The 20,617-nt window shown below is 71.5% G+C and carries 19 protein-coding genes; 7 read left to right on the top strand and 12 right to left on the bottom strand.

The window, feature by feature from the left end; all coding sequences use genetic code 11:
• Nucleotides 1–19: 19 nt before the first annotated feature.
• Genes CR165_RS00120 through CR165_RS00135 form a run of 4 tightly spaced genes read left to right on the top strand, consistent with a single transcriptional unit; the run spans nucleotide 20 to nucleotide 5,134 of the window.
• A complete protein-coding gene (locus tag CR165_RS00120; RefSeq protein ID WP_109514936.1) occupies nucleotides 20–1,612 on the top strand; it encodes an ABC transporter substrate-binding protein in 1,593 nt (530 codons plus the stop codon).
• 26 nt (nucleotides 1,613–1,638) lie between these two features.
• The gene (locus CR165_RS00125; RefSeq protein WP_109514937.1) at nucleotides 1,639–3,072 is read left to right on the top strand and encodes an amidohydrolase family protein; all 1,434 of its coding nucleotides are present in this window, start codon (nucleotides 1,639–1,641) and stop codon (nucleotides 3,070–3,072) included.
• A complete protein-coding gene (locus tag CR165_RS00130) occupies nucleotides 3,072–4,073 on the top strand; it encodes an ABC transporter ATP-binding protein (RefSeq protein WP_109515443.1) in 1,002 nt (333 codons plus the stop codon). Before CR165_RS00125 ends, CR165_RS00130 begins: the two co-directional genes overlap by 1 nt.
• Nucleotides 4,070–5,134, top strand: a complete 1,065-nt coding sequence (locus CR165_RS00135) for an ABC transporter ATP-binding protein (protein ID WP_109514938.1) — start codon at nucleotides 4,070–4,072, stop codon at nucleotides 5,132–5,134. Before CR165_RS00130 ends, CR165_RS00135 begins: the two co-directional genes overlap by 4 nt.
• Nucleotides 5,135–5,260: 126 nt before the next feature.
• Here the strand turns inward: CR165_RS00135 and CR165_RS00140 are convergent, their stop codons facing one another.
• From CR165_RS00140 to CR165_RS00155, 4 genes are read right to left on the bottom strand one after another with little or no spacing between them, the layout of a single operon-like run.
• Complete coding sequence (locus CR165_RS00140) at nucleotides 5,261–5,686, bottom strand: acyl-CoA thioesterase (protein WP_109514939.1); 426 nt, start codon at nucleotides 5,684–5,686, stop codon at nucleotides 5,261–5,263.
• 24 nt (nucleotides 5,687–5,710) lie between these two features.
• On the bottom strand, nucleotides 5,711–6,865 hold the full coding sequence (gene lpxB / locus CR165_RS00145) for a lipid-A-disaccharide synthase (protein WP_245906016.1): 1,155 nt from the start codon (nucleotides 6,863–6,865) through the stop codon (nucleotides 5,711–5,713).
• Nucleotides 6,862–7,752 (bottom strand): carbon-nitrogen hydrolase family protein, encoded by an 891-nt coding sequence (locus tag CR165_RS00150; protein WP_245906017.1) that lies wholly within the window; start codon nucleotides 7,750–7,752, stop codon nucleotides 6,862–6,864. Before CR165_RS00150 ends, lpxB begins: the two co-directional genes overlap by 4 nt.
• A complete protein-coding gene (locus CR165_RS00155; RefSeq protein WP_181377945.1) occupies nucleotides 7,749–8,381 on the bottom strand; it encodes a GNAT family N-acetyltransferase in 633 nt (210 codons plus the stop codon). Before CR165_RS00155 ends, CR165_RS00150 begins: the two co-directional genes overlap by 4 nt.
• A gap of 191 nt (nucleotides 8,382–8,572) precedes the next feature.
• Here CR165_RS00155 and CR165_RS00160 point away from each other — a divergent pair, with 191 nt between their 5' ends.
• On the top strand, nucleotides 8,573–10,273 hold the full coding sequence (locus CR165_RS00160; RefSeq protein WP_109514941.1) for a methyl-accepting chemotaxis protein: 1,701 nt from the start codon (nucleotides 8,573–8,575) through the stop codon (nucleotides 10,271–10,273).
• Nucleotides 10,274–10,479: 206 nt separating this feature from the next.
• Nucleotides 10,480–11,523, top strand: a complete 1,044-nt coding sequence (locus CR165_RS00165; RefSeq protein ID WP_109514942.1) for a 2OG-Fe(II) oxygenase family protein — start codon at nucleotides 10,480–10,482, stop codon at nucleotides 11,521–11,523.
• Nucleotides 11,524–11,568: 45 nt separating this feature from the next.
• Here the strand turns inward: CR165_RS00165 and CR165_RS00170 are convergent, their stop codons facing one another.
• The 4 genes from CR165_RS00170 to hisI all read right to left on the bottom strand — a co-directional run bounded on the left by CR165_RS00170 (nucleotide 11,569) and on the right by hisI (nucleotide 14,613).
• Nucleotides 11,569–12,270: an SDR family oxidoreductase gene (locus tag CR165_RS00170; RefSeq protein ID WP_245906019.1), complete on the bottom strand. Its 702-nt coding sequence runs from the start codon at nucleotides 12,268–12,270 to the stop codon at nucleotides 11,569–11,571.
• A 68-nt stretch (nucleotides 12,271–12,338) separates the two neighbouring features.
• The gene (locus CR165_RS00175; RefSeq protein WP_109514944.1) at nucleotides 12,339–12,989 is read right to left on the bottom strand and encodes a GOLPH3/VPS74 family protein; all 651 of its coding nucleotides are present in this window, start codon (nucleotides 12,987–12,989) and stop codon (nucleotides 12,339–12,341) included.
• Nucleotides 12,990–13,094: 105 nt separating this feature from the next.
• Nucleotides 13,095–14,216, bottom strand: a complete 1,122-nt coding sequence (locus CR165_RS00180; RefSeq protein WP_109514945.1) for a CobW family GTP-binding protein — start codon at nucleotides 14,214–14,216, stop codon at nucleotides 13,095–13,097.
• Nucleotides 14,206–14,613 (bottom strand): phosphoribosyl-AMP cyclohydrolase, encoded by a 408-nt coding sequence (hisI, locus tag CR165_RS00185; RefSeq protein ID WP_109514946.1) that lies wholly within the window; start codon nucleotides 14,611–14,613, stop codon nucleotides 14,206–14,208. Before hisI ends, CR165_RS00180 begins: the two co-directional genes overlap by 11 nt.
• Before the next feature lie 64 nt (nucleotides 14,614–14,677).
• Here hisI and CR165_RS00190 point away from each other — a divergent pair, with 64 nt between their 5' ends.
• Nucleotides 14,678–15,187: a Fur family transcriptional regulator gene (locus CR165_RS00190; protein WP_109514947.1), complete on the top strand. Its 510-nt coding sequence runs from the start codon at nucleotides 14,678–14,680 to the stop codon at nucleotides 15,185–15,187.
• 58 nt (nucleotides 15,188–15,245) lie between these two features.
• Here CR165_RS00190 and glgX read toward each other — a convergent pair whose 3' ends face one another.
• The 4 genes from glgX to CR165_RS00210 all read right to left on the bottom strand — a co-directional run bounded on the left by glgX (nucleotide 15,246) and on the right by CR165_RS00210 (nucleotide 20,615).
• Entirely contained in the window at nucleotides 15,246–17,399 is a 2,154-nt protein-coding gene (gene glgX / locus CR165_RS00195; protein ID WP_109514948.1) for a glycogen debranching protein GlgX, read from the bottom strand.
• A gap of 93 nt (nucleotides 17,400–17,492) precedes the next feature.
• The gene (locus CR165_RS00200; RefSeq protein ID WP_109514949.1) at nucleotides 17,493–18,464 is read right to left on the bottom strand and encodes a Bug family tripartite tricarboxylate transporter substrate binding protein; all 972 of its coding nucleotides are present in this window, start codon (nucleotides 18,462–18,464) and stop codon (nucleotides 17,493–17,495) included.
• Nucleotides 18,465–18,552: 88 nt separating this feature from the next.
• A complete protein-coding gene (metC, locus tag CR165_RS00205) occupies nucleotides 18,553–19,773 on the bottom strand; it encodes a cystathionine beta-lyase (RefSeq protein ID WP_245906021.1) in 1,221 nt (406 codons plus the stop codon).
• Nucleotides 19,773–20,615 (bottom strand): sulfurtransferase, encoded by an 843-nt coding sequence (locus tag CR165_RS00210; RefSeq protein WP_109514951.1) that lies wholly within the window; start codon nucleotides 20,613–20,615, stop codon nucleotides 19,773–19,775. The genes metC and CR165_RS00210 overlap by 1 nt, the downstream gene beginning before the upstream one ends.
• Nucleotides 20,616–20,617: the final 2 nt, after the last annotated feature.

Consider the following 20,617-nt stretch of genomic DNA (forward strand, 5'->3'; position numbering starts at 1 on the left):
GGCCGATGGGAGAGAGTGGATGAAGAAGACCCTGGGGGCCGCGCTGCTGTCGCTGGCCGCGACCGTCCCGGTGGCGGATGCGCTGGCGCAGGCCGCGCCGCGCGACACGCTGGTGGTGCTGCGCGAATACGACGCCGACCGCTACGACCCGGCGCGCTCCACCGCGCGCAGCGCCGGCGAGGTCATCTACATGATGTCCGACACGCTGGTCTCGCTCGACTTCGACCAGAAGACGGTCAAGCCCGGCCTGGCCGAGAGCTGGACGGTGAGCGAGGACGGCAAGCTCTACACCTTCAAGCTGCGCCGGGACGTGACGTTCTGCGACGGCAAGAAGATGACGGCGGCCGACGTGGTCTACTCGATCAACCGCTGGGTGGCGCCCGAGACGCGCAGCCCGGTGAAGTGGCGCGCCGGCCCGCTCAAGGAGATCCGCGCCACCGACGACTACACGGTCGAGTACGAGCTGAACGAGCCCTATGGCGAGCTGCTCTACCAGCTGACGCTGTTCTTCGCCTCGATCGTTGACAAGGAGTCGGTGGAGAAGCTCGGCGCCAATTTCGGCGTGCAGGGCTTCAACGGCACCGGCCCCTATTGCTGGCAGTCCTGGACCCCGCGCCAGGACCTGGTGCTGACCAAGCACCCCAACTACACCTGGGGTCCGCCGATCTACCAGAACCGCAGCCCGCAGATCGGCAAGGTGATCTGGCGCATCATCCCCGAGGCCAACACCCGCCTCGCCGCGCTGCAGACGGGCCAGGGCGACATCACCCAGTACGTGCCGCCCTTCGCGGTCGCGCAGCTGCAGCGCCTGCCCACCATCAAGATGTCGACCCAGCCGAACTACTTCTGGGACTACTTCCTGGGCTTCAAGGTGGACAAGCCGGTGGTCAACGACCCCGCCATCCGCCAGGCCGTGAACATGGCCGTCAACCGCGAGGCGCTGGTCAAGGCCGTGTTCTTCGGCGCCGCCGAGCCGGCCGATGCCTATGTCAACCCCAACACGCTGGGCTATGACGCCGAGGCCGCCAAGCTGGTGCCGCAGTTCAACGCCGACGCCGCCCGCAAGGTGCTGGACGAGGCGGGGTGGAAGCCCGGCGCCGACGGCATCCGCGAGAAGGGCGGCGAGCGCGCCTCCTTCAACGTCTATGGCATCCAGACCGCCGAGTGGCGCCGCATGACCGAGGCGATGCAGGCCGACCTGCGCCGCGTTGGCATCGACCTGCGCATCCAGCTCTGGGACGCGACGGTGGCCTGGGGCAAGCTGGCGACGCAGGAGTTCGACAGCTTCGTGATGTCCTACCCCTACATCTCGGCGACCGACGGCTTCGCCCTCTACTTCGACGGCGCCAACCGGCCGACGCCGAACCGCATGAACTGGAACGACGAGGCGACCAACAAGCTGCTCAACACCGCCAAGACCGCGCTCTCCGCCGAGGAGCGCGCCAAGGCGATCGCCGAGGTGCAGAAGATCGTCGCGCGCAACAACGTCTGGTTCCCGATCGCGCGGGAGAGCCTCTACCTCGCCGCGGCGCAGCGGGTGGAAGGCGCCAAGGCGCACGGCCTCTATGGCGCGGGCCTCTACAAGGGCCTCGACCTGCGGCTGACGCGCTGAACCACGGACAGGGAAGGGCAGGGGACATGACCACCACCGTCATCCGCAACGCCGACCTGGTGATCGCCTGGGACGCGGCCGAGAAGCAGCACATCTATCTCACGGATGCGGAGGTGGCCTATCGCGACGGCCAGATCACCTTCGTCGGCCGCGGCTATGACGGCCCGGCGGACGAGGTGATCGACGGCAAGGGCATGATGGTCATGCCCGGCCTCGTGAACATCCACTGCCACCCCTCCAGCGAGCCGATGAACAAGGGGCTGATCGACGAGATCGGCTCCCCCGGCCTCTACAATTCCTCGCTCTACGAATACATGCCGATCTTCCGGGCCGATGCGGAGGCGGTGCCCTCCTGCGTCCGGGTGGCACTGTCGGAGCTGCTGCTCTCCGGCGTCACCACGGTCGCCGACCTGTCCATGGCGCATCCCGGCTGGCTCGACCTGCTGGGCGAGAGCGGCATGCGGGTCTGCATCGCGCCGATGTTCCGCTCGGCGCGCTGGGCCACCAAGAACGGCCACACGGTCGAGTATGCCTGGGACGAGGCCGCCGGCGAGAAGTCGATGGCCGAGGCCTTCAGCCTGATCGAGCGCGCCGAGCAGCACTCCTCCGGCCGCCTCTTCGGCATGGTGGTGCCGGCGCAGATCGACACCTGCTCGGAAACTCTTCTGCGGGAGAGCTTCCAGGAGGCCGCGAAGAGAAATCTCTCCTGGCAGATCCACGCGGCGCAGAGCGTCCACGAGTTCCACGAGATCACCCGCCGCAGCGGCTTCACGCCGATCGGTTGGCTCGACAGCATGGACCTGCTCTCCGAGCGCTCGATCATCGGCCACGGCATCTTCCTCGACGACCACCCGCGGACGAAGTGGCACACCGAGAACGACCTGGATCGCCTCGCGGCGACGGGGACCACGGTGGCGCATTGCCCCACCGTGTTCGCCCGGCGCGGCATCGCCATGCGGTCCTTCGGGCGCTACCGCAAGCGCGGCGTCAACATGGGCGTCGGCACCGATACCTATCCGCACAACATGCTCGACGAACTGCGGCTGGTCTCCTACCTCGCGCGCACCCAGTCCGAGGACCCGCGCAGCCTCTCCTCCACCGACCTGTTCGACGCGGCGACCATCGGCGGCGCGACCGCGCTGAACCGTGACGATATCGGCCGGCTCGCCCCGGGCTGCCGCGCGGATTTCGTCATGGTGGACGTGACCCACCCGCAGATGCGCCCCGCCCGCGACCCGATGCGCAGCCTGATCTACGCCGCGGGCGACCGCGCCATCCGCTCCGTCCATGTCGACGGCCAGGCGGTGGTGCGCGACGGCAAGGTGCTGACCATGGACTACGAAGGCGCGGCCGCGCATCTGGACGAGGCGCAGAAGCGCATCGTCGCCCGCGCGCCGCAGCAGGACTGGGCGCACCGCCCGGTCGACAAGATTTCCCCTCCCACTTTCCGATGGGCGTGATGCAGCCGGATCTTCTGCGTATCGAGGGCCTTCGCACGGTCTTCAAGACCTCCTCCGGCCTGGTGCGTGCCGTGGACGGCATCGACCTCTCCGTGCCGCGCGGCAAGACGCTGGGCATCGTGGGCGAGAGCGGCTGCGGCAAGTCGATGCTGTCGCTCTCCATCATGCGGCTGGTGCCGCCCCCCGGCCGCACGGTGGAAGGCCGCGTGCTGCTGGAGGGGCGCAACCTGCTCGACCTCTCCACCGCCGAGATGCGGCAGGTGCGCGGCGGGCAGATCGCCATGATCTTCCAGGAGCCGATGACCAGCCTCAACCCGGTGCACAGCGTCGGGCGCCAGCTGACCGAGGCGATGCATGTGCACTCGCCGGGGCTCAACGCCTCGGCGCTGAAGGACAAGGCGATCGCGGCGCTGAAGCGCGTGCGAATCCCCTCGCCGGAGCGGCGCTTCGACGAGTATCCGCACCAGCTCTCGGGCGGCATGCGGCAGCGCGTGATGATCGCCATGGCGCTGGCCTGCGAGCCGCGCCTGCTGATCGCCGACGAGCCGACCACCGCGCTCGACGTGACGGTGCAGGCGCAGATCCTCGACCTGCTGCGCGAGTTGCAGGCCGATACCGGCATGTCCATCATCCTCATCACCCACGATCTGGGCGTGGTGGCCGAGATGGCGGATGAGGTGGCGGTGATGTACGCCGGCAAGGTGGCCGAGCGCGCCACCGCCCGCGAATTGTTCGAGGACCCGCAGCACCCCTACACGCTGGGCCTGCTCGGCTCCGTGCCACGGCTGGACGAGGAGCGGGAGCGGCTGCTGGCGATCGACGGCAGCGTGCCGCCGCCCTTCGCCTTCCCCGAGGGCTGCCGCTTCAACCCGCGCTGCCCCTTCGCCATCGCCCCCTGCCGGGCGGAGCTGCCGCCGCTGCGCGAGATCACGCCCGGCCATCAGGCGGCCTGCATCCGCGCCCCCGTCGAGAACGCCCTGTCCCTGGAGAGCGCAGCATGAGCCCCCTGCTGGAAGTCTCCGGCCTGGCCAAGCACTACCCGGTGAAGAAGGGCGTCATCGTCCAGAAGCAGGTCGGCACGGTGCGCGCCGTCGACGGCGTCTCCTTCCATGTGAACCGCGGCGAGACGCTGGCGCTGGTCGGCGAGAGCGGCTGCGGCAAGTCCACCACGGCGCGTCTGGTGCTGCGGCTGATCGAGCCCTCCGCCGGCACCATCCGCTTCGAGGGCAAGGACGTGACGAAGGTGGAGGGGGGTGCCATGCGGCTGCTGCGGCGGCGCATGCAGATCGTCTTCCAGGACCCCTATGCCAGCCTCAACCCGCGCCTGACGGTGGGCGACGCCATCGCCGAACCGATGGTGGTGCACAACATCGGCGACAATGCCAGCCGCCGCGCCAAGGTGCATGAGCTGCTGCGGCTGGTGGGCCTCGCGCCCTTCCATGCCGAGCGCTACCCGCACGAATTCTCGGGCGGGCAGCGGCAGCGCATCGGCATCGCCCGCGCCCTCTCGGTCGAGCCGGACCTGGTGGTGTGCGACGAGCCGGTCTCGGCGCTCGACGTGTCGATCCAGGCGCAGGTGGTGAACCTCATGAAGGATCTCCAGGCCCGGCTCGGCCTGTCCTACCTGTTCATCGCGCACGACCTCGCCGTGGTGAAGCACATGGCGGACCGCATCGCCGTCATGTATCTCGGCGCGGTGATGGAGATCGGCGACAAGGGCGCGCTGTTCGCCAATCCGCGCCACCCCTATACCCGTGCCCTGCTCGCCGCCATCCCGCACCCCGACCCGGCGCGGCGCGGCCGCGTCACCCCCTTGGGCGGCGACGTGCCGAGCCCGATGGCGGTGCCGCCGGGCTGCCGCTTCCACACGCGCTGCCCCTTCGCGCAGGCGCGCTGCAAGCAGGAAGTGCCGGAACTCCGCGAGATCACCCCCGGCCAGCGCGTGGCCTGCCACTTCGCCGAGACGCTGCCCGACCCGGGGCTGGACTATACGGGCGGCCTGACGGAGGCGGCGACGAAGCGCCTCGCCCTCTACGACGCCGCGCGCCGGAAGGCGGCGTGAGGTAAGTCCCTTCTTTTTCTGAAGAAAAAGAAGCAAAAAGACTTTGCCAGTTTGGCGCCGCGCTCTCCGCCAGCGTGTCGCCAACTGACAAAAGTTTTTTGGTTCTTTTTTCCAAAAAAGAACGTCTCACTTCTTCAGGCTCAGTTCCTCCAGCGCCGCCCGCACATCCGCCGGCAGCGGCGTGGAGCGGCGGGTGGCCGCATCCACCAGCACCACCACCCCATCCCCCGTGGCCGAGCACATCTCGCCCTGGAAGACGCCCTGCCCGGTGGTGAAGGAGCTGCGCCCGATGCCGGTGATGGCGGTGCCGATGCGGATCGGTCCCAGCTCCTGCATCTCCGCCAGGTAGTCGATGCTCATGCGGGCCAGCACGAAATAGGTTTCCGGCCCGCGCAGCAGGCGCTGCATCAGCTCGACGCGCGCCGTCTCCAGATAGGTGCCATAGACGGCGTTGTTCACATGGCCCAGCCGGTCCGTGTCGCCGAAGCGGATGCGCTCCTCTGTCCAGAGGGGGTAGGCGCCGGCATTCCGCAGCATCGGGTCGTTGGGCATGGTGTCTTCTCCGGGGTGGGGCGTTCAGCCTTCGTCGAGCATGGCGAGGACGGCCTCGGCGGCGGCCTCGCTGGGCAGGCCCTGCGGCGGGCGCAGCCGGTTCATCACCCGCTCGAAGCCGGCGCGCTGGGTGGCGACGGGGCCGGGCCGGGTCAGCAGCTCCTCCAGCGCCTCGGCCAGCAGCGCCGGCGTGCAGCGCTCCTGCAGGAATTCCGGGATCACCGGCGCATCGGCCAGCAGGTTGACGATGCTGACGAAGCGCACCTTGATCAGCCGCCGCACGATGGCGGCGGTGAGGGGGTTGACGCGGTAGCCCACCACCATCGGCACGCCGGCCAGCGCCACCTCCAGCGAGGAGGTGCCGGACTTGATCAGCCCCGCGCCATTCTCCCGCGCGGCGGCGTAGGCGTCGTATTTCTCCACCACGCCGCGCAGCAGGATGGGGGCGGGGTGCCAGCGCGCCGCGGCCTCGCGCACCGCCTCCTCCACCGGGCCGGCGAGCGGCACCACGGGGCGCAGATTGGGCACGCGGGCCGAGAGCCGCGCCAGCGCCTCGCCGAAGACGGGCAGCAGCCGCCCCACCTCGCTGCGCCGGCTGCCGGGCATCACCAGCAGCACCCGCTCCTCGGGCCGCAGCCCGTGCGCGGCGCGGAAGCGCGCGGCCTCCCCCCGGTCGGCGCCCGATTCCAGGATGGAATGGCCGACGAAGCTAACCGGGATGCCCGCGCGCTCGAAGAAGGGCGCCTCGAAGGGCAGCAGGGCCAGGATGCGGTCCACCTCGCGGGCGATGCGCCTCACCCGCCCCGGCCGCCAAGCCCAGACCTGCGGCGCGACATAGTGCGCCACGCGGAACCCCTGGGCCTTGGCGCGCTTCGCCACGCGCAGGGTGAAGCCCGGGCTGTCGATGGTCACGACCAGGGCCGGGCGGCGCGCGGCGATGTCGGAGGCCGTCTCGTCCAGCCGGCGGGCGAGGCGGCGGAGGTTGGGCAGCACCTCCAGCAGACCCATCAGCGCCAGCTCGCGCATCGGGAACAGGCTGTGGAAGCCCTGCTCGGCCATGCGCTCGCCGCCCACCCCGGCGAAGGTGAGGCCCGGGCGGCGGCGGCGCAGCGCGGCCATCAGCCGGGCGCCCAGCATGTCGCCCGAGGCCTCGCCGGCGACGAGGTAGAGCAGCGTCACGCGAAGCGCGCCACGGCCGGCTCGGGGAAGCCCTGGCGCGGCCAGTCCCGGTGGTTGCGCACCGCGCCTTCCTCCCGCACGCGGGCAATGCGCGCGGGGTCGAGATCGGCATAGATCCATTGCGGCGCGTCCAGCGCGCCATGGGCGATGACGCCATCCTCCGGGAAGCCGCGGTCGATCGGGCCGAAGACGGCGGCGTAGCCGCGGTTGCGGTCCAGCGCCGCCGACCACTCGGCCTCGCCCACCGTGGGGGCGATGGCGACGAAGCACTGGTTCTCCAGCGCCCGCGCGGCGGCGGAGAAGCGCACGCGGTTGAAGCCGTGCAGCGTGTCCGTGCAGGTGGGCACGAGCACCAGCCAGGCGCCGGCCTCCACCTGGGCGCGGACATGCTTGGGGAACTCGCTGTCGTAGCAGATGGAGAGGCCGATGCGGCCCCAGGGCGTGTCGAACACCACCGGCGCGGCGCCGGAAGCCACGCCCCAGCGCTCCATCTCGAAGCGCGTCATGGCGTGCTTGTCCTGGAAGGCCAGCGTGCCCTCCGGCGTGATCAGCGGCGCGCGGTTGCGGATGGCGCCGTCCGCGTCGCGCATCGGCAGGGAGCCGGGCACCAGCCAGAGGCCGGCCCGCCGCGCCGCGTGGCGCATCGAGGCCAGGATGGCGGGCGCCGCCTCCACCATGGCGGCCAGCTCCTCCGCCTCCCCGGCCGGGGACCGGCCCGCGAGCGCCGAGCCCAGCTCGACGCAGGCATATTCCGGCAGCACCGCCATCTCGGCGCCGCGCGCGCGGGCCTCGTCCAGCCAGCGGTCCAGCTTGGCCTCCCAGGCGGCGACGCTGCCCGGGCGCTCGACGGGGTATTGCAGCAGGGCGAGGCGGAGCGTCCGGCTCATGCTTGGGTCTCCAGCGCGGGCAGCGGCGCCCCGGTGAGGGATTTCAGCCAGAAGGAGAGGCGGTGTGGCACCTCTTCCGTCCCGCCCGGCTCCTGCCAGCGCATGGTGCAGGCGAGGGCGGGGTAGGGGGTATAGCCGCGCTTGCGCCAGAAGGCGTCGAGCGGGGTGTAGTCCGCCGGGCGGCGCGGGTCCGCCGCGTCGCGGAGCACGGCGCAGAAGGCGGCGTGGTCGGTGCCGAGGCTGCGGGCGTGTTCCTCCCGCCGGCGGAAGAACTCCACCCCCGCCCCCTGGCCCCGGTAGGGCGCGAGCAGCACGCTCTCGCCGAAATAGGTGTAGCGGGCGGGGTCCAGCCCGGCATCGAGGAAGGCGGCGCGCACCGTGCCATGGGTCTCGCCCATCGGCTCGCAGGTGGCGATGCCGACCGGCTCCGCCCCGTCCAGCGCCACCACCACGGCGGCGCCGGGGGCATCGGCATAGGCGCGGAGGTAGCGCGCCTCGTAGGCCTCGTCGCCCTCGTAGAGATAGGGCCAGTCGCGGAACACCGCGATGCGCAGCCGGGCCAGCGCCGGCAGCAGCGGGTGCAGCGCGCCGCCACGCAGCGTCTCGAAGCGGAGGGAGGAAGCGACCATGCCTCCCCGGATAAAGGTTTTGCGGCGCGGCGGCGAGAGGGGGCGGGCCCGCCCGGCCTCTCCGCCACGCTCACCTTCTTTCAACGCATGGTGACTAGGGTGGGGACGTCCTTGGGGAAAGGGCGGCGAGACCTGCAGGCGGGCCAGCCGGAGTGTCTCCGACCCGCCCCCGCATCATTGGGAAACGCCTCATGCCGCTGCTTGCAAGGCTGCCTCTCGGTACGGCCATCATGGCGGGCTTCGCGGCCATGCTGGCACTGATGGCGATGATCACCGGCGTGGCCATCCACCAAGTCAACGGGATCAACGACAACCTGACCCTGATGAACGACGTGAACAGCGTCAAGCAGCGCTACGCGATCAACTTCCGCGGCAGCGTGCATGACCGCGCCATCAGCCTGCGCGATGTCGTCCTGGCCGGCACGCCGCAGGAGCGGCGCTCCGCCATCGACGAGATCGACAGGCTGGCGCGGTTCTACGCCGAATCCGCCACCGCGCTCGACACCATGTTCGCCCGCCGCAGCGACATCACGGCGCGGGAGCGCGAGATCCTGGCCGGTATCAAGGAGATCGAATCGCGCACCCTGCCGCAGATCCGTCAGGTCGTCGCCGAGCAGGAGGCCGGCCGCGGCGAGGCGGCGCACCGGATGCTGATGCAGCAGGCGGCGCCGAGCTTCACCGAATGGCTGAAGCGCATCAACGCCTTCATCGACCTCCAGGAAGCCAGCAACCGGGCCATCTCGCAGCAGTCGCGGGAGACCTCCGGCGGCTTCCAGGCGCTGATGGCCGTGGTCTTCTGCATCGCTCTGGCGGTCGGCGCCGGCTTCGCCATGCTGGGCATCGGCGCCGTGCGGCCCCTGCGGCAACTGGCGGCCCTGATGATGCGCAGCGCCCATGGCGAGCACCATGTCGTGCTGCCGCAGCCTTCGGGGAGCAACGAGGTGGCCGAGATCACCCGCGCCGCCCTCCTGTTCCGCGAGAAGATGCTGGAGGTGGACCGGATGGCGGCCGAGCGCCTGCGGGAGAAGGCGCGGATGGAGGAGCGGGCGAATGCGCTGGCGCGCCTAGTGGGGGATTTCGACACCCGCGCCGCCCGGCTGGTCGAGCAGTTGCGCGGCGGCGCCCAGGCGCTGCAGGGCTCGGCGCGCAGCCTCTCGGACGGCGCCGGCAGCTCCTGCCGCCAGGCCGGCGAGGTGACGGGCGCCGCCGAGCAGGCCAGCGCCAATGTGCAGACCGTGGCGGCCGCGGCCGAGGAGCTTTCCGCCTCCGTCGCCGAGATCTCCCGCCAGGTGGCGCAATCCTCCCGCGTGGCGGCCGAGGCGGCCAGCGCCGCCCAGCGCACCGACACCACGGTGCGCGCCCTTGCCGAAGGCGCCCAGCGCATCGGGGAGGTGGTCAACCTGATCAACGACATCGCCGGGCAGACCAACCTGCTGGCGCTCAATGCCACGATCGAGGCGGCACGTGCGGGGGAGGCGGGCAAGGGCTTCGCCGTGGTGGCGTCCGAGGTGAAGAACCTCGCCAGCCAGACCGCCCGCGCCACCGAGGAGATCGGCGGGCAGATCGGCCAGATCCAGCAGGCGACGCGCGAGGCGGTGGCGGCCATCCAGAGCATCGCCAACACCATCAACGAGGTGAACGAGATCGCCGCCGCCATCGCCGCCGCCGTGCAGGAACAGGGTTCCGCCACCAACGAGATCGCCCGCAACGTGCAGCAGGCCGCCTCCGGCACGCAGTCGGTGACGCACAGCATCGGCGAGGTCAGCCGCTCGGCACAGCAGGCCATGGCGATGGCGCAGGAGCTGCTCCGGTCGGCCGAGGCCGTCTCGCGCCAGTCCGGCGAACTGGAAGGGACGATCGGCGGCTTCCTGCAACAGGTCCGGGCCGCCTGAGCCGCCGCGCCGGAACCGCGCCGCGGTCTCCTCTCCACCGTCAGGCCGGCAAGCCGCGCAGCGCCGCGCCGTGGCGCTGCTGCGCGTATTTCGTGCCTGTGCGCCGCGCCCTGGGGGTGTTCCTGCACGGCCCGGCACCGGGCCTCCCCGCCTCGTGAGGGAGGCCCCCCTCTGGCCGGGCCGGGCCGGCGGCGGCACTATGGGGCATGGCCCAGACCCCTCTGACCAACACCCTCCTCCCCGGCGACCTGCTGCCGCCCATCGCCCTGCCGGACGCGGCGGGCGAGGCGGTGGACCTGTTCCACCAGAGCCTGGCCGGCCTGTCCTGCGTGCTGGTGCTGGGCCGCCCCCCGGCGCGGCCGGAGGCGGCGCAGGCCCGCGCGGCCGCGCTGGACGCGCGGCTCTTCCTGGTGGCGCCGCAGCGCCCCGACGGCGCCGCCCGGCGCGAGGACGCGCCCCGGCGCCTGTTCGACCCGGAGCGCCGCCTGTTCAACGCCTTCGGCCTGCCGGAAGGCGGCGTGGCGGTGATCTCGCCGCGCGGCCGGCTGGCCTTCCTGCAGGCGGGGGAGGGCGCGCTGGAGGCGGCGCTCGAGGCCCTGCCGAGGCCCGCCGCCGCGCCACCCGTCATCCGCCGCGGCGGCGCGCCGGTGCTGCTGGTGCCGGGCGTGCTGGAGCCGGCGCTGATCGCCGCCCTGCTGGCGCATTGGGAGAAGGGCGAGAAGAGCCACGACCGCGTGGCCTCCACCACCGGCCAGGGAGCGGCCGCCGGCATCAAGCGCCGCACCGATGTCTGGCTGGACGACCGCGCGCTCTACGCCACCTTCCGCCAGCGGCTGGAGCGGCGCGTGCTGCCGGAGCTGTGGCGCGCCTTCCGCTTCCGTGCCGCCAGCTTCGAGGCGCCGCGCCTCGGCTGCTACGACGCCGCCAATGCCGGCGGCTTCGGCGCGCACCGCGACAACCGCACGCCCTTCACCGCGCATCGCCGCTTCGCCATGAGCCTCAACCTCAACTCGGGCGAATACCAGGGCGGCGCGTTGCGCTTCCCCGAATTCGGCCCGGACCTCTACGAGCCGGAGGCGGGCGGCGCGGCGCTGTTCTGCTGCGACCTGCTGCACGAGGCGCAGCCCGTCACGCAGGGGCGGCGCTTCGCGCTGTTCACCTTCCTGACGGATGCGGCGGGGGCGGAGCAGGAGAAGCGGCTCATCGCCGAGCGCGAGGCGGCGGGCGAGCGCGGCGTGGCGATACGCTGACACGCCGCCACGGCGGCGGGAGGAGCCGTGCTCTCCCCGCCTGCCTCATTCGGCGTAGATCATCTTCCGCGTCATGCCGCCATCGGCGACGAACTCACCGCCGGTGACGAAGCCCGCCTGCGGCCCCACCAGCCACGCCACCAGCGCCGCGATGTCCTCGACGCGCCCGACCCGCCCGGCGGGATGCTGCGCGTGGTCCTCCGGCCGCAATGCCTCCCCGCTGACATCGATCCAGCCCGGGCTGACGCAGTTGGCCCGCACGTCGGGGCCGAGGCTGACGGCCAGCGCATGGGTCAGCGCCAGGATGCCGCCCTTGGTGGCGGAGTAGGATTCCGTGTCCGGCTCCGACATGTGGGCGCGGGTGGAGGCGATGGTGACGATGCTGCCGCGCGCCGCGCGGAGCAGCGTCTCGGCGGCGCGGGCGAGCAGGAAGGCGCTGGTCAGGTTGGTGCCCAGCACCTTGTTCCATTCGGCGAGGGAGAGCGCGGCCAGCGGCTTGCGCACCATGATGCCGGCATTGCAGACCAGCGCGTCCAGCCGCCCCTCCTGCCGCGCGATGCCGTCCACCAGCGCACCGACCGCCGCCTCGTCCGAGACATCGGCGATGACATGGCGCGTGCCGGCCTCGCCCGGGTTGAGGTCGGCGGTGACGACGCGCCAGCCCTCCCGCTTCAGGTGGCTGGCGATGCCCGCGCCGATGCCGTGCGCGGCGCCGCTGACGAGGGCGACGGGGGAGGATGGGGTCATGGTCTGGCTCATGGATCGTGCAACGCGCGGGCTGGCCCCGCGCTGCGGGGCGGCGCCGCGCCGGGGCCTCACATCATCGGGGCGTAGCGGGCCACCTCGTTGAAGATGTCGCGCACCGCGGCGGAGAGGCTGCGGTTGAGCTGCTCCATGTCGGCCACCGCGTCGATGCGCGGCTGGGCGCGTTCCAGCTCGGTGGGGGCCAGCAGCATCGGGAACAGCCCGGCGGCCCGCGTCAGCCCGATCAGCAGGCAGTCGCGCGGCTCCGGCACGCCCTCCTCGAAGATGACGTTCATCAGCCGCGCCTTCACCTCGCGTTCCTCCTTGTCGGAGATCTGCGGGTAGCGGCGCTCGGGGAAGATCCAGAGGAAGCGCCCTTCCTCCGCCTTCAGGATGCCGCGCTCGATCAGGCGGTTGAAATAGTGGTCGCGGTGGCGGTCGGCGTCGCGCGACAGGGTCTCGATCCACCAGCGGTTGCCCCGCGGCTCCGCCTCGGCGGCGATGCGGCCCAGCACCTCGTCCAGCACCGCGTCGCCCGTCGGCGTGGCGTCGCGCACCGAGAGGCGGCCGGGCTCGGTGGCGATGCGCTCCTCCAGCAGCAACTCGGCGAGGATGGCGCCGGTCAGCGCGTAGTCGCCCGAGGGCGCGGCGCGGTCGGTCAGGCGGCCCGTCTCGTCATCGAGCATGAGCAGGAGGATCTCCTCCGGCATGGTCAGCGGCATGGGCGTTCTCCGGTGCGGTGGTTCATCGTGGTGTTAAAGCCAGGGAAGCGCCTGGGTTTGGCCCCGTCAAAGCACGGGCTGGAGAACGGCCACGGCGCAGCCGGCTCAGCCGGCCGCGATGCGCGCCTCGGCCGCCGCGGCCTGGCAGAAGGCGGCCAGTCCTTCCTCGATGGCGCTGCGCGGCAGGTCGCGCAGGATGAACACCAGCCGCGAGCGGCGCGGCTGCCCCGCCGGCCAGGCCGGCAGGAAGGTGGGATTGTGCCAGACGCTCTGCACGCCATGGATCACCACCGGCCGGTCCTGTCCCTCCAGGTCCAGGATGCCCTTCACCCGCAGCACCGCATCGCCCCGCGTGGCGGTGAGGACCTCCAGCCAGGTGGCCAGCCCCTCCCAGGGCAGGGGGGTGTCGTAGGTCAGGCAGAAGGCGTGGATGCGTGAATCGTGCCGGTTCGGGTCGTGGCCATGATGCACATGGCCATGGTGGTGGTCCCCGTGCCCATGCTCATGCCCGTGCTCCGCCCAGGCCGCCTCGTCGAGCCAGTGGCGCAGCTCGGGGGTGCGGGTGGCGGGGTCGAAGGGGCCGCAGCCCAGCAGGGCCTCTGGCGCCACCGCGCCGCCGGTGACGGCGACCGGCACCACCCCCGGGTTCAGCGCGCGCAGCCGCGCGGTCAGCGCCGCCAGCGCGGCGGGCGGGGCGAGGTCGGTCTTGCTCAGCAGCAGCCGGTCGGCCACCGCCGCCTGCCGCACCGCCTCGGGCTGGGCATCCAGCGTGGCGGCGCCGTTCACCGCGTCCACCAGCGTCACCACGCCATCCAGCACGAAGTCCCGCGCCACGGCGGGCTCGGCCATCAGCGTCTGCAGGATGGGCAGCGGGTCGGCGAGGCCGGTGGTCTCGATCACCACCCGCCGCAGCGCCTGGCCCTGCCGCACCCGCCCGGCGATGCGCCCCAGCGCCAGGGCGAGGTCGCCGCGGATGGTGCAGCAGAGGCAGCCGGATTGCAGCAGCACCGCATCCTCGTCGGACGTCTCCACCAGCAGGTGGTCGAGCCCGATCTCGCCGAACTCGTTGATCAGCACGGCGGTGCCGGCCATCGCGGGCTGCTTCAGCAGGTGGTTCAGCAGCGTCGTCTTGCCGGCGCCGAGGAAGCCGGTCAGCAGCGTGACCGGCAGCGGGAAGGACGGAGCCTCAGCAACCCCCGGATCAACGGCCTCCGGATCAACGGCCATAGAGCACCGCCGGGTCCACCTCGGGCGCCGCGATCGGCACCAGTTCGCCCTCGCGCAGCGCCTGGTAGAAGCAGGAGCGGCGGCCGGTGTGGCAGGCCACGCCCTTCTGCGCCACCAGCGCCAGGATGGTGTCGCCATCGCAATCCAGCCGCAGGTCCACCAGATGCTGCTCCTGGCCGGAGGTCTCGCCCTTGCGCCAGAGCGCGTTGCGGCTGCGGCTGAAATAGACCACACGTCCGGTGGCCAGCGTCTCCTGCAGGGCCTCGGCGTTCATCCAGGCCATCATCAGTACCTCGCCGGTGGCATGGTCCTGGGCGATGGCGGGCACCAGCCCCTGCTCGTTGAACCGCGTGGCGGCAAGGAAGCGGGCGCGGGCATCGGGTTCGGCAACCGGCATGGGGCGGTTTCTCCACTCAGGTCGGGTTACTATATAACATCTGTGACGGTTCGGGAGAGAGCGCATGGCGGCAGGGCAGGGTGGCGCGGAGGGGATGCCCCACGGCGCGCCGGGCGGGGTGGAGCAGGCGCTGCACGCGGCCGAGGCCCGCTGCCTGCGCGCCGGCGTGCAGCTGACGCCGCTGCGCCGGCAGGTGCTGGAGCTGGTGCTGGAGGCGGAGCAGCCACTCGGCGCCTATGCGCTGCTGGACCGGCTGAAGGCGCAGCGGCCGGGGGCGGCGCCGCCCACCGTCTACCGGGCGCTGGATTTCCTGCTGGAGCAGGGTCTGATCCACAAGGTGGAGCGGCTCAACGCCTTCATCGGCTGCGTCGAGGCCGGGCACGCGCACCATGAGGGGCATGGGCACGACCATGCCCACCAATTCCTCATCTGCCGGCAATGTGGCCTGACCGTGGAGCTGAGCGACCATGCCGTAGCGCATGCGCTCGACGACGCGGCCCGGCGCGCGGGCTTCCGCATCGGCAACGCCACGGTGGAGGTCGAGGGCCTCTGCGCCGGCTGCGCGGCCGGCTGAGGCGCGGCCGGCTGAGGCGTGGCAGGGGAGGCGCCGCCCCTCCTGCCACGGCGTTCCGTCAGTTGCCTTCCGGCTCCTCCTTGTCGAGGTAGAAGAGCAGCAGGGAGCGGCCGGTCACGGTGTAGCTCTCGCCGATCTCGAACTTGTCCTCCACGTCCTTCTCGGTGCCGAAGATGTTGGTGTCCAGCAGGCGGATCCAGGCGCGGCCACCCTGGCTCTCCGGCAGGGTGAACTCCACCGCGTCGTGGTGGGCATTCATGATCTGCAGCAGCGTCACGTCATGGCCGGGGCGGCGGATGCCGCTCTCCTGCGCCCGCCCGTCCAGCATCCGGGCGAAGCAACGGGTGTTGGGGTCCTCCCAGTCCGCGCTGTCCATCTCCTCGCCCGAGGGCTTGAACCAGGAGAGGCCCTTGACCCCGCTCGCCTCATGGAACTCGCCCGAGAGGAAGCGGCCGCGGCGCAGCACGGGGAAGCGGTCCCGCAGCCGGGCCAGGCGGCGGGTGAAGGCGGCGAGGCGCTTGCCCTTGTCGTCCCAATCCCAGTCCAGCCAGGAGATCTCGTTGTCCTGGCAGTAGGCGTTGTTGTTGCCCTGCTGGGTGCGGCCGAACTCGTCGCCGGCCAGCAGCATCGGCGTGCCCTGGCTGAAGTAGAGCGTGGCCAGCATGTTGCGGATCTGCCGCTCGCGCAGCGCATTGATCTCCGGGTCGTCGGTCGGGCCCTCGACGCCGTAGTTGTAAGAGTAGTTGTGCGAATGGCCGTCGCGGTTCTCCTCGCCATTCGCCTCGTTGTGCTTTTCGTTGTAGGTGACGAGGTCGTTCAGCGTGAAGCCGTCATGCGCGGCCAGGAAGTTCACGCTGGCCCAAGGCTTGCGCCCGTGGTGGTCGAACAGGTCGGCCGAGCCGGAGAGGCGGTTGCCAAGATCGGCCGCCTTGCCTTCCTCGCCCACCCAGAAGGCGCGCACCGTGTCGCGGTACTTGTCGTTCCACTCGGCCCAGCCGGGGGCGAAGTTGCCCACCTGGTAGCCGCCCGGCCCGATGTCCCACGGCTCGGCGATCAGCTTGACGTCGGCCAGCACCGGGTCCTGGTTGCAGGCCTTGAGGAAGGCGGACTGGTCGTCGAAGCCGTGCGGCTCGCGCGCCAGGATGGTGCCGAGGTCGAAGCGGAAGCCATCGACATGCATCTCGTTCACCCAGTAGCGCAGGCTGTCCGTCACCATCTGCAGCACGCGCGGGTGGGAGAGGTTCACCGTGTTCCCGGTGCCGGTGTCGTTGATGTAGTAGCGCTTCTGGTCCGGCAGCAGGCGGTAGTAGCTGGCGTTGTCGATGCCCTTGAAGGACAGCGTCGCGCCGCGCTCATTGCCCTCGGCCGTGTGGTTGTACACCACGTCCATGATGACCTCGAGCCCGGCATCGTGCAGCCGGGCCACCATCTCCTTGAACTCGGCGAAGGCGAAGTCCTGGTTGCGGGCGTAGCGCCGCGCCGGCGAGAAGAAGCCCAGGGAGTTGTATCCCCAGTAGTTGATCATCCCCTTCTCGAGCAGGTAGTCGTCGTTGAGGAAGAAGTGGATCGGCAGCAGCTCGACCGAGGTGACGCCGAGCGACTTGATGTGCCGGATCACGTCGCGGTTGCCGAGGCCGGCATAGGTGCCGCGCTGGTCCTCGGGCACCAGCGGGTGCAGCTTGGTGACGCCCTTGACATGCGCCTCATAGAAGATGGTGCGCTCCCACGGGATGCGCGGGCGGCGGTCATTGCCCCAGGTGAAGGCGGGGTCCACCACGCGGCATTTCGGCATGAAGGGCGCGCTGTCGCGCTCGTCGTAGGAGAGGTCCTCCGCCTCGTGCCCGATGGTGTAGCCGAACAGCGCGTGGTCCCACTTCAGGTCGCCCACATGGCTCAGCGCGTAGGGGTCCAGCACCAGCTTGTTGGGGTTGAAGCGGTGGCCTTCCTCCGGCGCGTAGGGGCCGTGCACGCGGTAGGCGTAGATGGTGCCGGGCCGTGCATCGGGCAGGAAGCCGTGGAACACCTCGCTGGTGTATTCCGGCAGCTCGATCCGCTCCAGCTCGGTCTCGCCGCTGGCGTCGAACAGGCAGAGCTCAACCTTGGTGGCATGGGCCGAGAACAGGGCGAAATTCACGCCCAGGCCGGTCCAGGTGGCGCCCAGGGGGTTGGGCCGCCCTTCGGAAATACGAGAGACGTTGATCGCGGGGGGCACAGGGAGGTCCTCGTTGGGGGAGTCCCTGGCTAAGCGCCGCAGCCGCGCCCCGGGTTGCGGGGCGCGGCGGAAATCCCTCGCGGTCCGGTGTGCTCAGCCGGGCGTGATGCCGGCCTCGCGGATGACGGGCGGCCAGAGCGCCATCTCCGCCGCCAGGCGCTGGCGCAGGGCGGCGGCGTCCCCGTCCATCAGCACCACGCCCTGGTTCTCCACCCGGGCACGCAGCGCCGGGTCCGCCAAGGCGGCGCGGAGGGCGCCGTGCAGCCGCTCCAGCACCGGCGGCGGCGTGCCGGCGGGCGCGAACAGCCCCTGCCACAGCACGCCCGCGCAGCCCTCGAAGCTCTCCGCCACCGAGGGCAGCTCCGGCAGGCTCGGGATGCGCCCGGGCGAGGAGATGGCCAGCAGCCGCGCCTTGCCCTCCTGCACCAGCGGCCGCACGTCGAGCGGCGTGGCGTAGAACAGGTCGATGCGGCCGGTGCGCAGCTCCAGCAGGGCGGGGCCGGCGCCGCGGAAGGGGATGTGCGTCATCTGCGCGCCGGCGCGCTGCAGCAGCAGCTCGGTCAGCAGGTGGTTCACCGAGCCGGAGCCGGAGCTGCCGTAGTTGAGGTGGCCCGGCTTCTCGCGTGCCAGCGCCATCAGCCCGGCCAGGTCCCGCGCCGGCACTTCCGGGCGCACCGCCAGGGCGAAGGGGCTGTAATAGACCTCGCCGATGGGCGCGAAGGCCGCCAGAGGGTCCGCCGGCGTGGCGCCGGGCGTCAGCGCCGGGTTGATGGCCAGGCTGTTGGTGCCGACCAGCAGGGTGTGGCCATCCGGCCGCGCCTGCGCCACGGCGGTGGCGGCGATGGCGGTGGCGGCGCCGGTGCGGTTCTCGACCACCACGGGCTGGCCGAGCTCCTGCTGCAGCCGCTCGGCCACCAGCCGCACCATCACATCGGTCAGCCCGCCCGGCGCGTAGCCGATGAGGAGGCTGACAGGGCGGCTGGGATAGGTCTCGGCCCGCGGCAGGGCCGGCCGCGCGAGGGCCAGGGCGGCGGCCCCGGCCAGGACATGGCGCCGGTTCGGCATGGATGTTCCCCCGTTCTTCTGGTTCGGAGGGGGAGGCTAGCACCGGCCGGCGCGGGGTGGCGACAGGCGCGCCCCGCGCCGCCCGCCCTCAGCGCGGCAGGCCGTCCAGCCCCGCCTCCAGGTCGGCGATCAGGTCGGCCGTCTCCTCCAGGCCGATGTGGAAGCGCACCGTCGGGCCCTGCAGCACGCCGGCATCGGTGGCGGTGCGGGTGATGTACTGGGTGGTGGGCAGCGCCAGGCTCTCATAGCCGCCCCAGGAGGCGCCGATGCCGAACAGCTTCAGCCCGTCCACCACCGCGTTGATCTGCTTCACGTCGTAGCGCGGCTGGAACACCACGCCGAAGAGCGAGCAGCCGCCGGTGAAGTCCCGCTTGAACAGCGCGTGCTGCGGGTGGCTGGGCAGGGCCGGGTGGATGACGCGCAGCACCTCCGGCCGGCCCTCGAACCAGCGCGCCACGGCCAGCCCCGCCTCGTACTGGTGCTTCAGCCGCATCGGCATGGAGCGCAGGCCGCGCAGCGCCAGCCAGCAATCATCGGGGCTGGCGTAGTGGCCGATCTCGCGCGCCGCCGAGGCCACGCGCACCCAGTCCTCCTCCGAGGCCACGGTCACGCTGCCCAGCAGCACGTCCGAATGCCCGCCAACATACTTGGTCAGCGCCTGGATCGAGACGTCGACGCCCTTGGTGAAGGGCTGGAAGTGGTGGATGCCCCAGGTGTTGTCCATCAGCACCTTGGCGCCGTGGGCATGCGCCACCTCGGCCAGCGCCGGGATGTCCTGCAGCTCGAAGGTGTGGCTGCCCGGGCTCTCGGTGTAGAGCACCTTCGTGTTCGGGCGCAGCAGCGCCTGCAGGCCGGCGGCGTCGATCGTCGGGTCGTAGTAGCTGGTCTCGATGCCGAAGCGCTTCAGCATTCCCTCCGCCACGCGGCGCGTCGGGCCATAGACGCTGTCGGGGATCAGGCAGTGCTCGCCCGCCGAGAGATAGGCCATCAGCGGCAGGGTGCAGGCGGCGAGGCCGGTGCCGGTGATGAGGGCGCGGGTGCCGCCCTCGATCTCGGCCACCATGTTCTCCAGCGCGAAATGCGTGGGTCCGCCGGCGGTGCCGTAGGTCATCACCTGCTCGAGCGAGCGGGCGTTCAGCGCGCCGCGCGCCTCGCAGGAGGGGTAGAGCACCGTCGAGCCGCGGTGGACCGGGGTGTTGACGAAGCCATGCTCGCGCACGCCGGGCCGCCCGCCATGCGCCATGCGGGTGGCGAAGCCATGGCCGGTGTTGGTGCCGTGCTTCGGGCCGTGGGGAACGTCGTCGGGCATCAGGGGGTGCTCTGCTTCGGGGTTTCGGGGCGGCTGGCCCATTCGGTCCAGGAGCCGTCATAGACGGCGGGCTCGGGCAGGCCGGCCTGCACCAGCCCCAGCGCCAGCACGCAGGCGGTGACGCCGGTGCCGCAGGAGGTGACGAGCGCCTTGCTGCCATCGACGCCCGCCTCGGCGAAGCGGGCGCGCAGCCGCTCGGGCGGCAGCATCGTCATGTCGGGCGCCAGCAGCTCGGTGATCGGCACGCTGGCGGCGCCGGGCATGTGGCCGGAGGGCAGGCCGGGCCGCGGTTCCGGCGCCGTGCCGTCGAAGCGGCCCTTGGCGCGGGCGTCGAGGATCAGCGCCGAGCGGTCGGCCACGATGCGCTTGACGTCGCCGATGCCGGCGAGGCGGCGGGCGATGAAATCGGCCCAGAAATCCTGCTTCTGCGCCGTGGCGGGGGCGCCGGTGGCGGTGGCGCGGCCCTCGGCCAGCCATTTCGGCAGGCCGCCATCCAGCACGGCGGCGTTCTCGTGGCCGAACAGCCGCATCAGCCACCAGCCGCGCGCCGCCGAGAACAGTCCCTTCTGGTCGTAGAACACCACGCGGTGGGCGTTGGAGATGCCGAGCTGCCCCAGCATCCGCGCGGCGCGGCCCGGGGTGGGGGCCATGTGCGGCAGGTCCGTCTCCGGGTCGGCCACGGCGTCGATGTCGAAGAAGCCGGCGCCGGGGATGTGCGCGGCGGCGAATTCGGCCAGCGCGTCCTTCGGCTCGTTGGGCAGGTACTTGGTGGTGTCGAACACCAGCAGGTCCGGCTTGCCGAGCTCGGCCGCCAGCCATTCGGTGGAAACGAGGTTGTTCATGC

Source organism: Teichococcus aestuarii (assembly GCF_003116135.1).
Taxonomy (GTDB): domain Bacteria; phylum Pseudomonadota; class Alphaproteobacteria; order Acetobacterales; family Acetobacteraceae; genus Pseudoroseomonas; species Pseudoroseomonas aestuarii.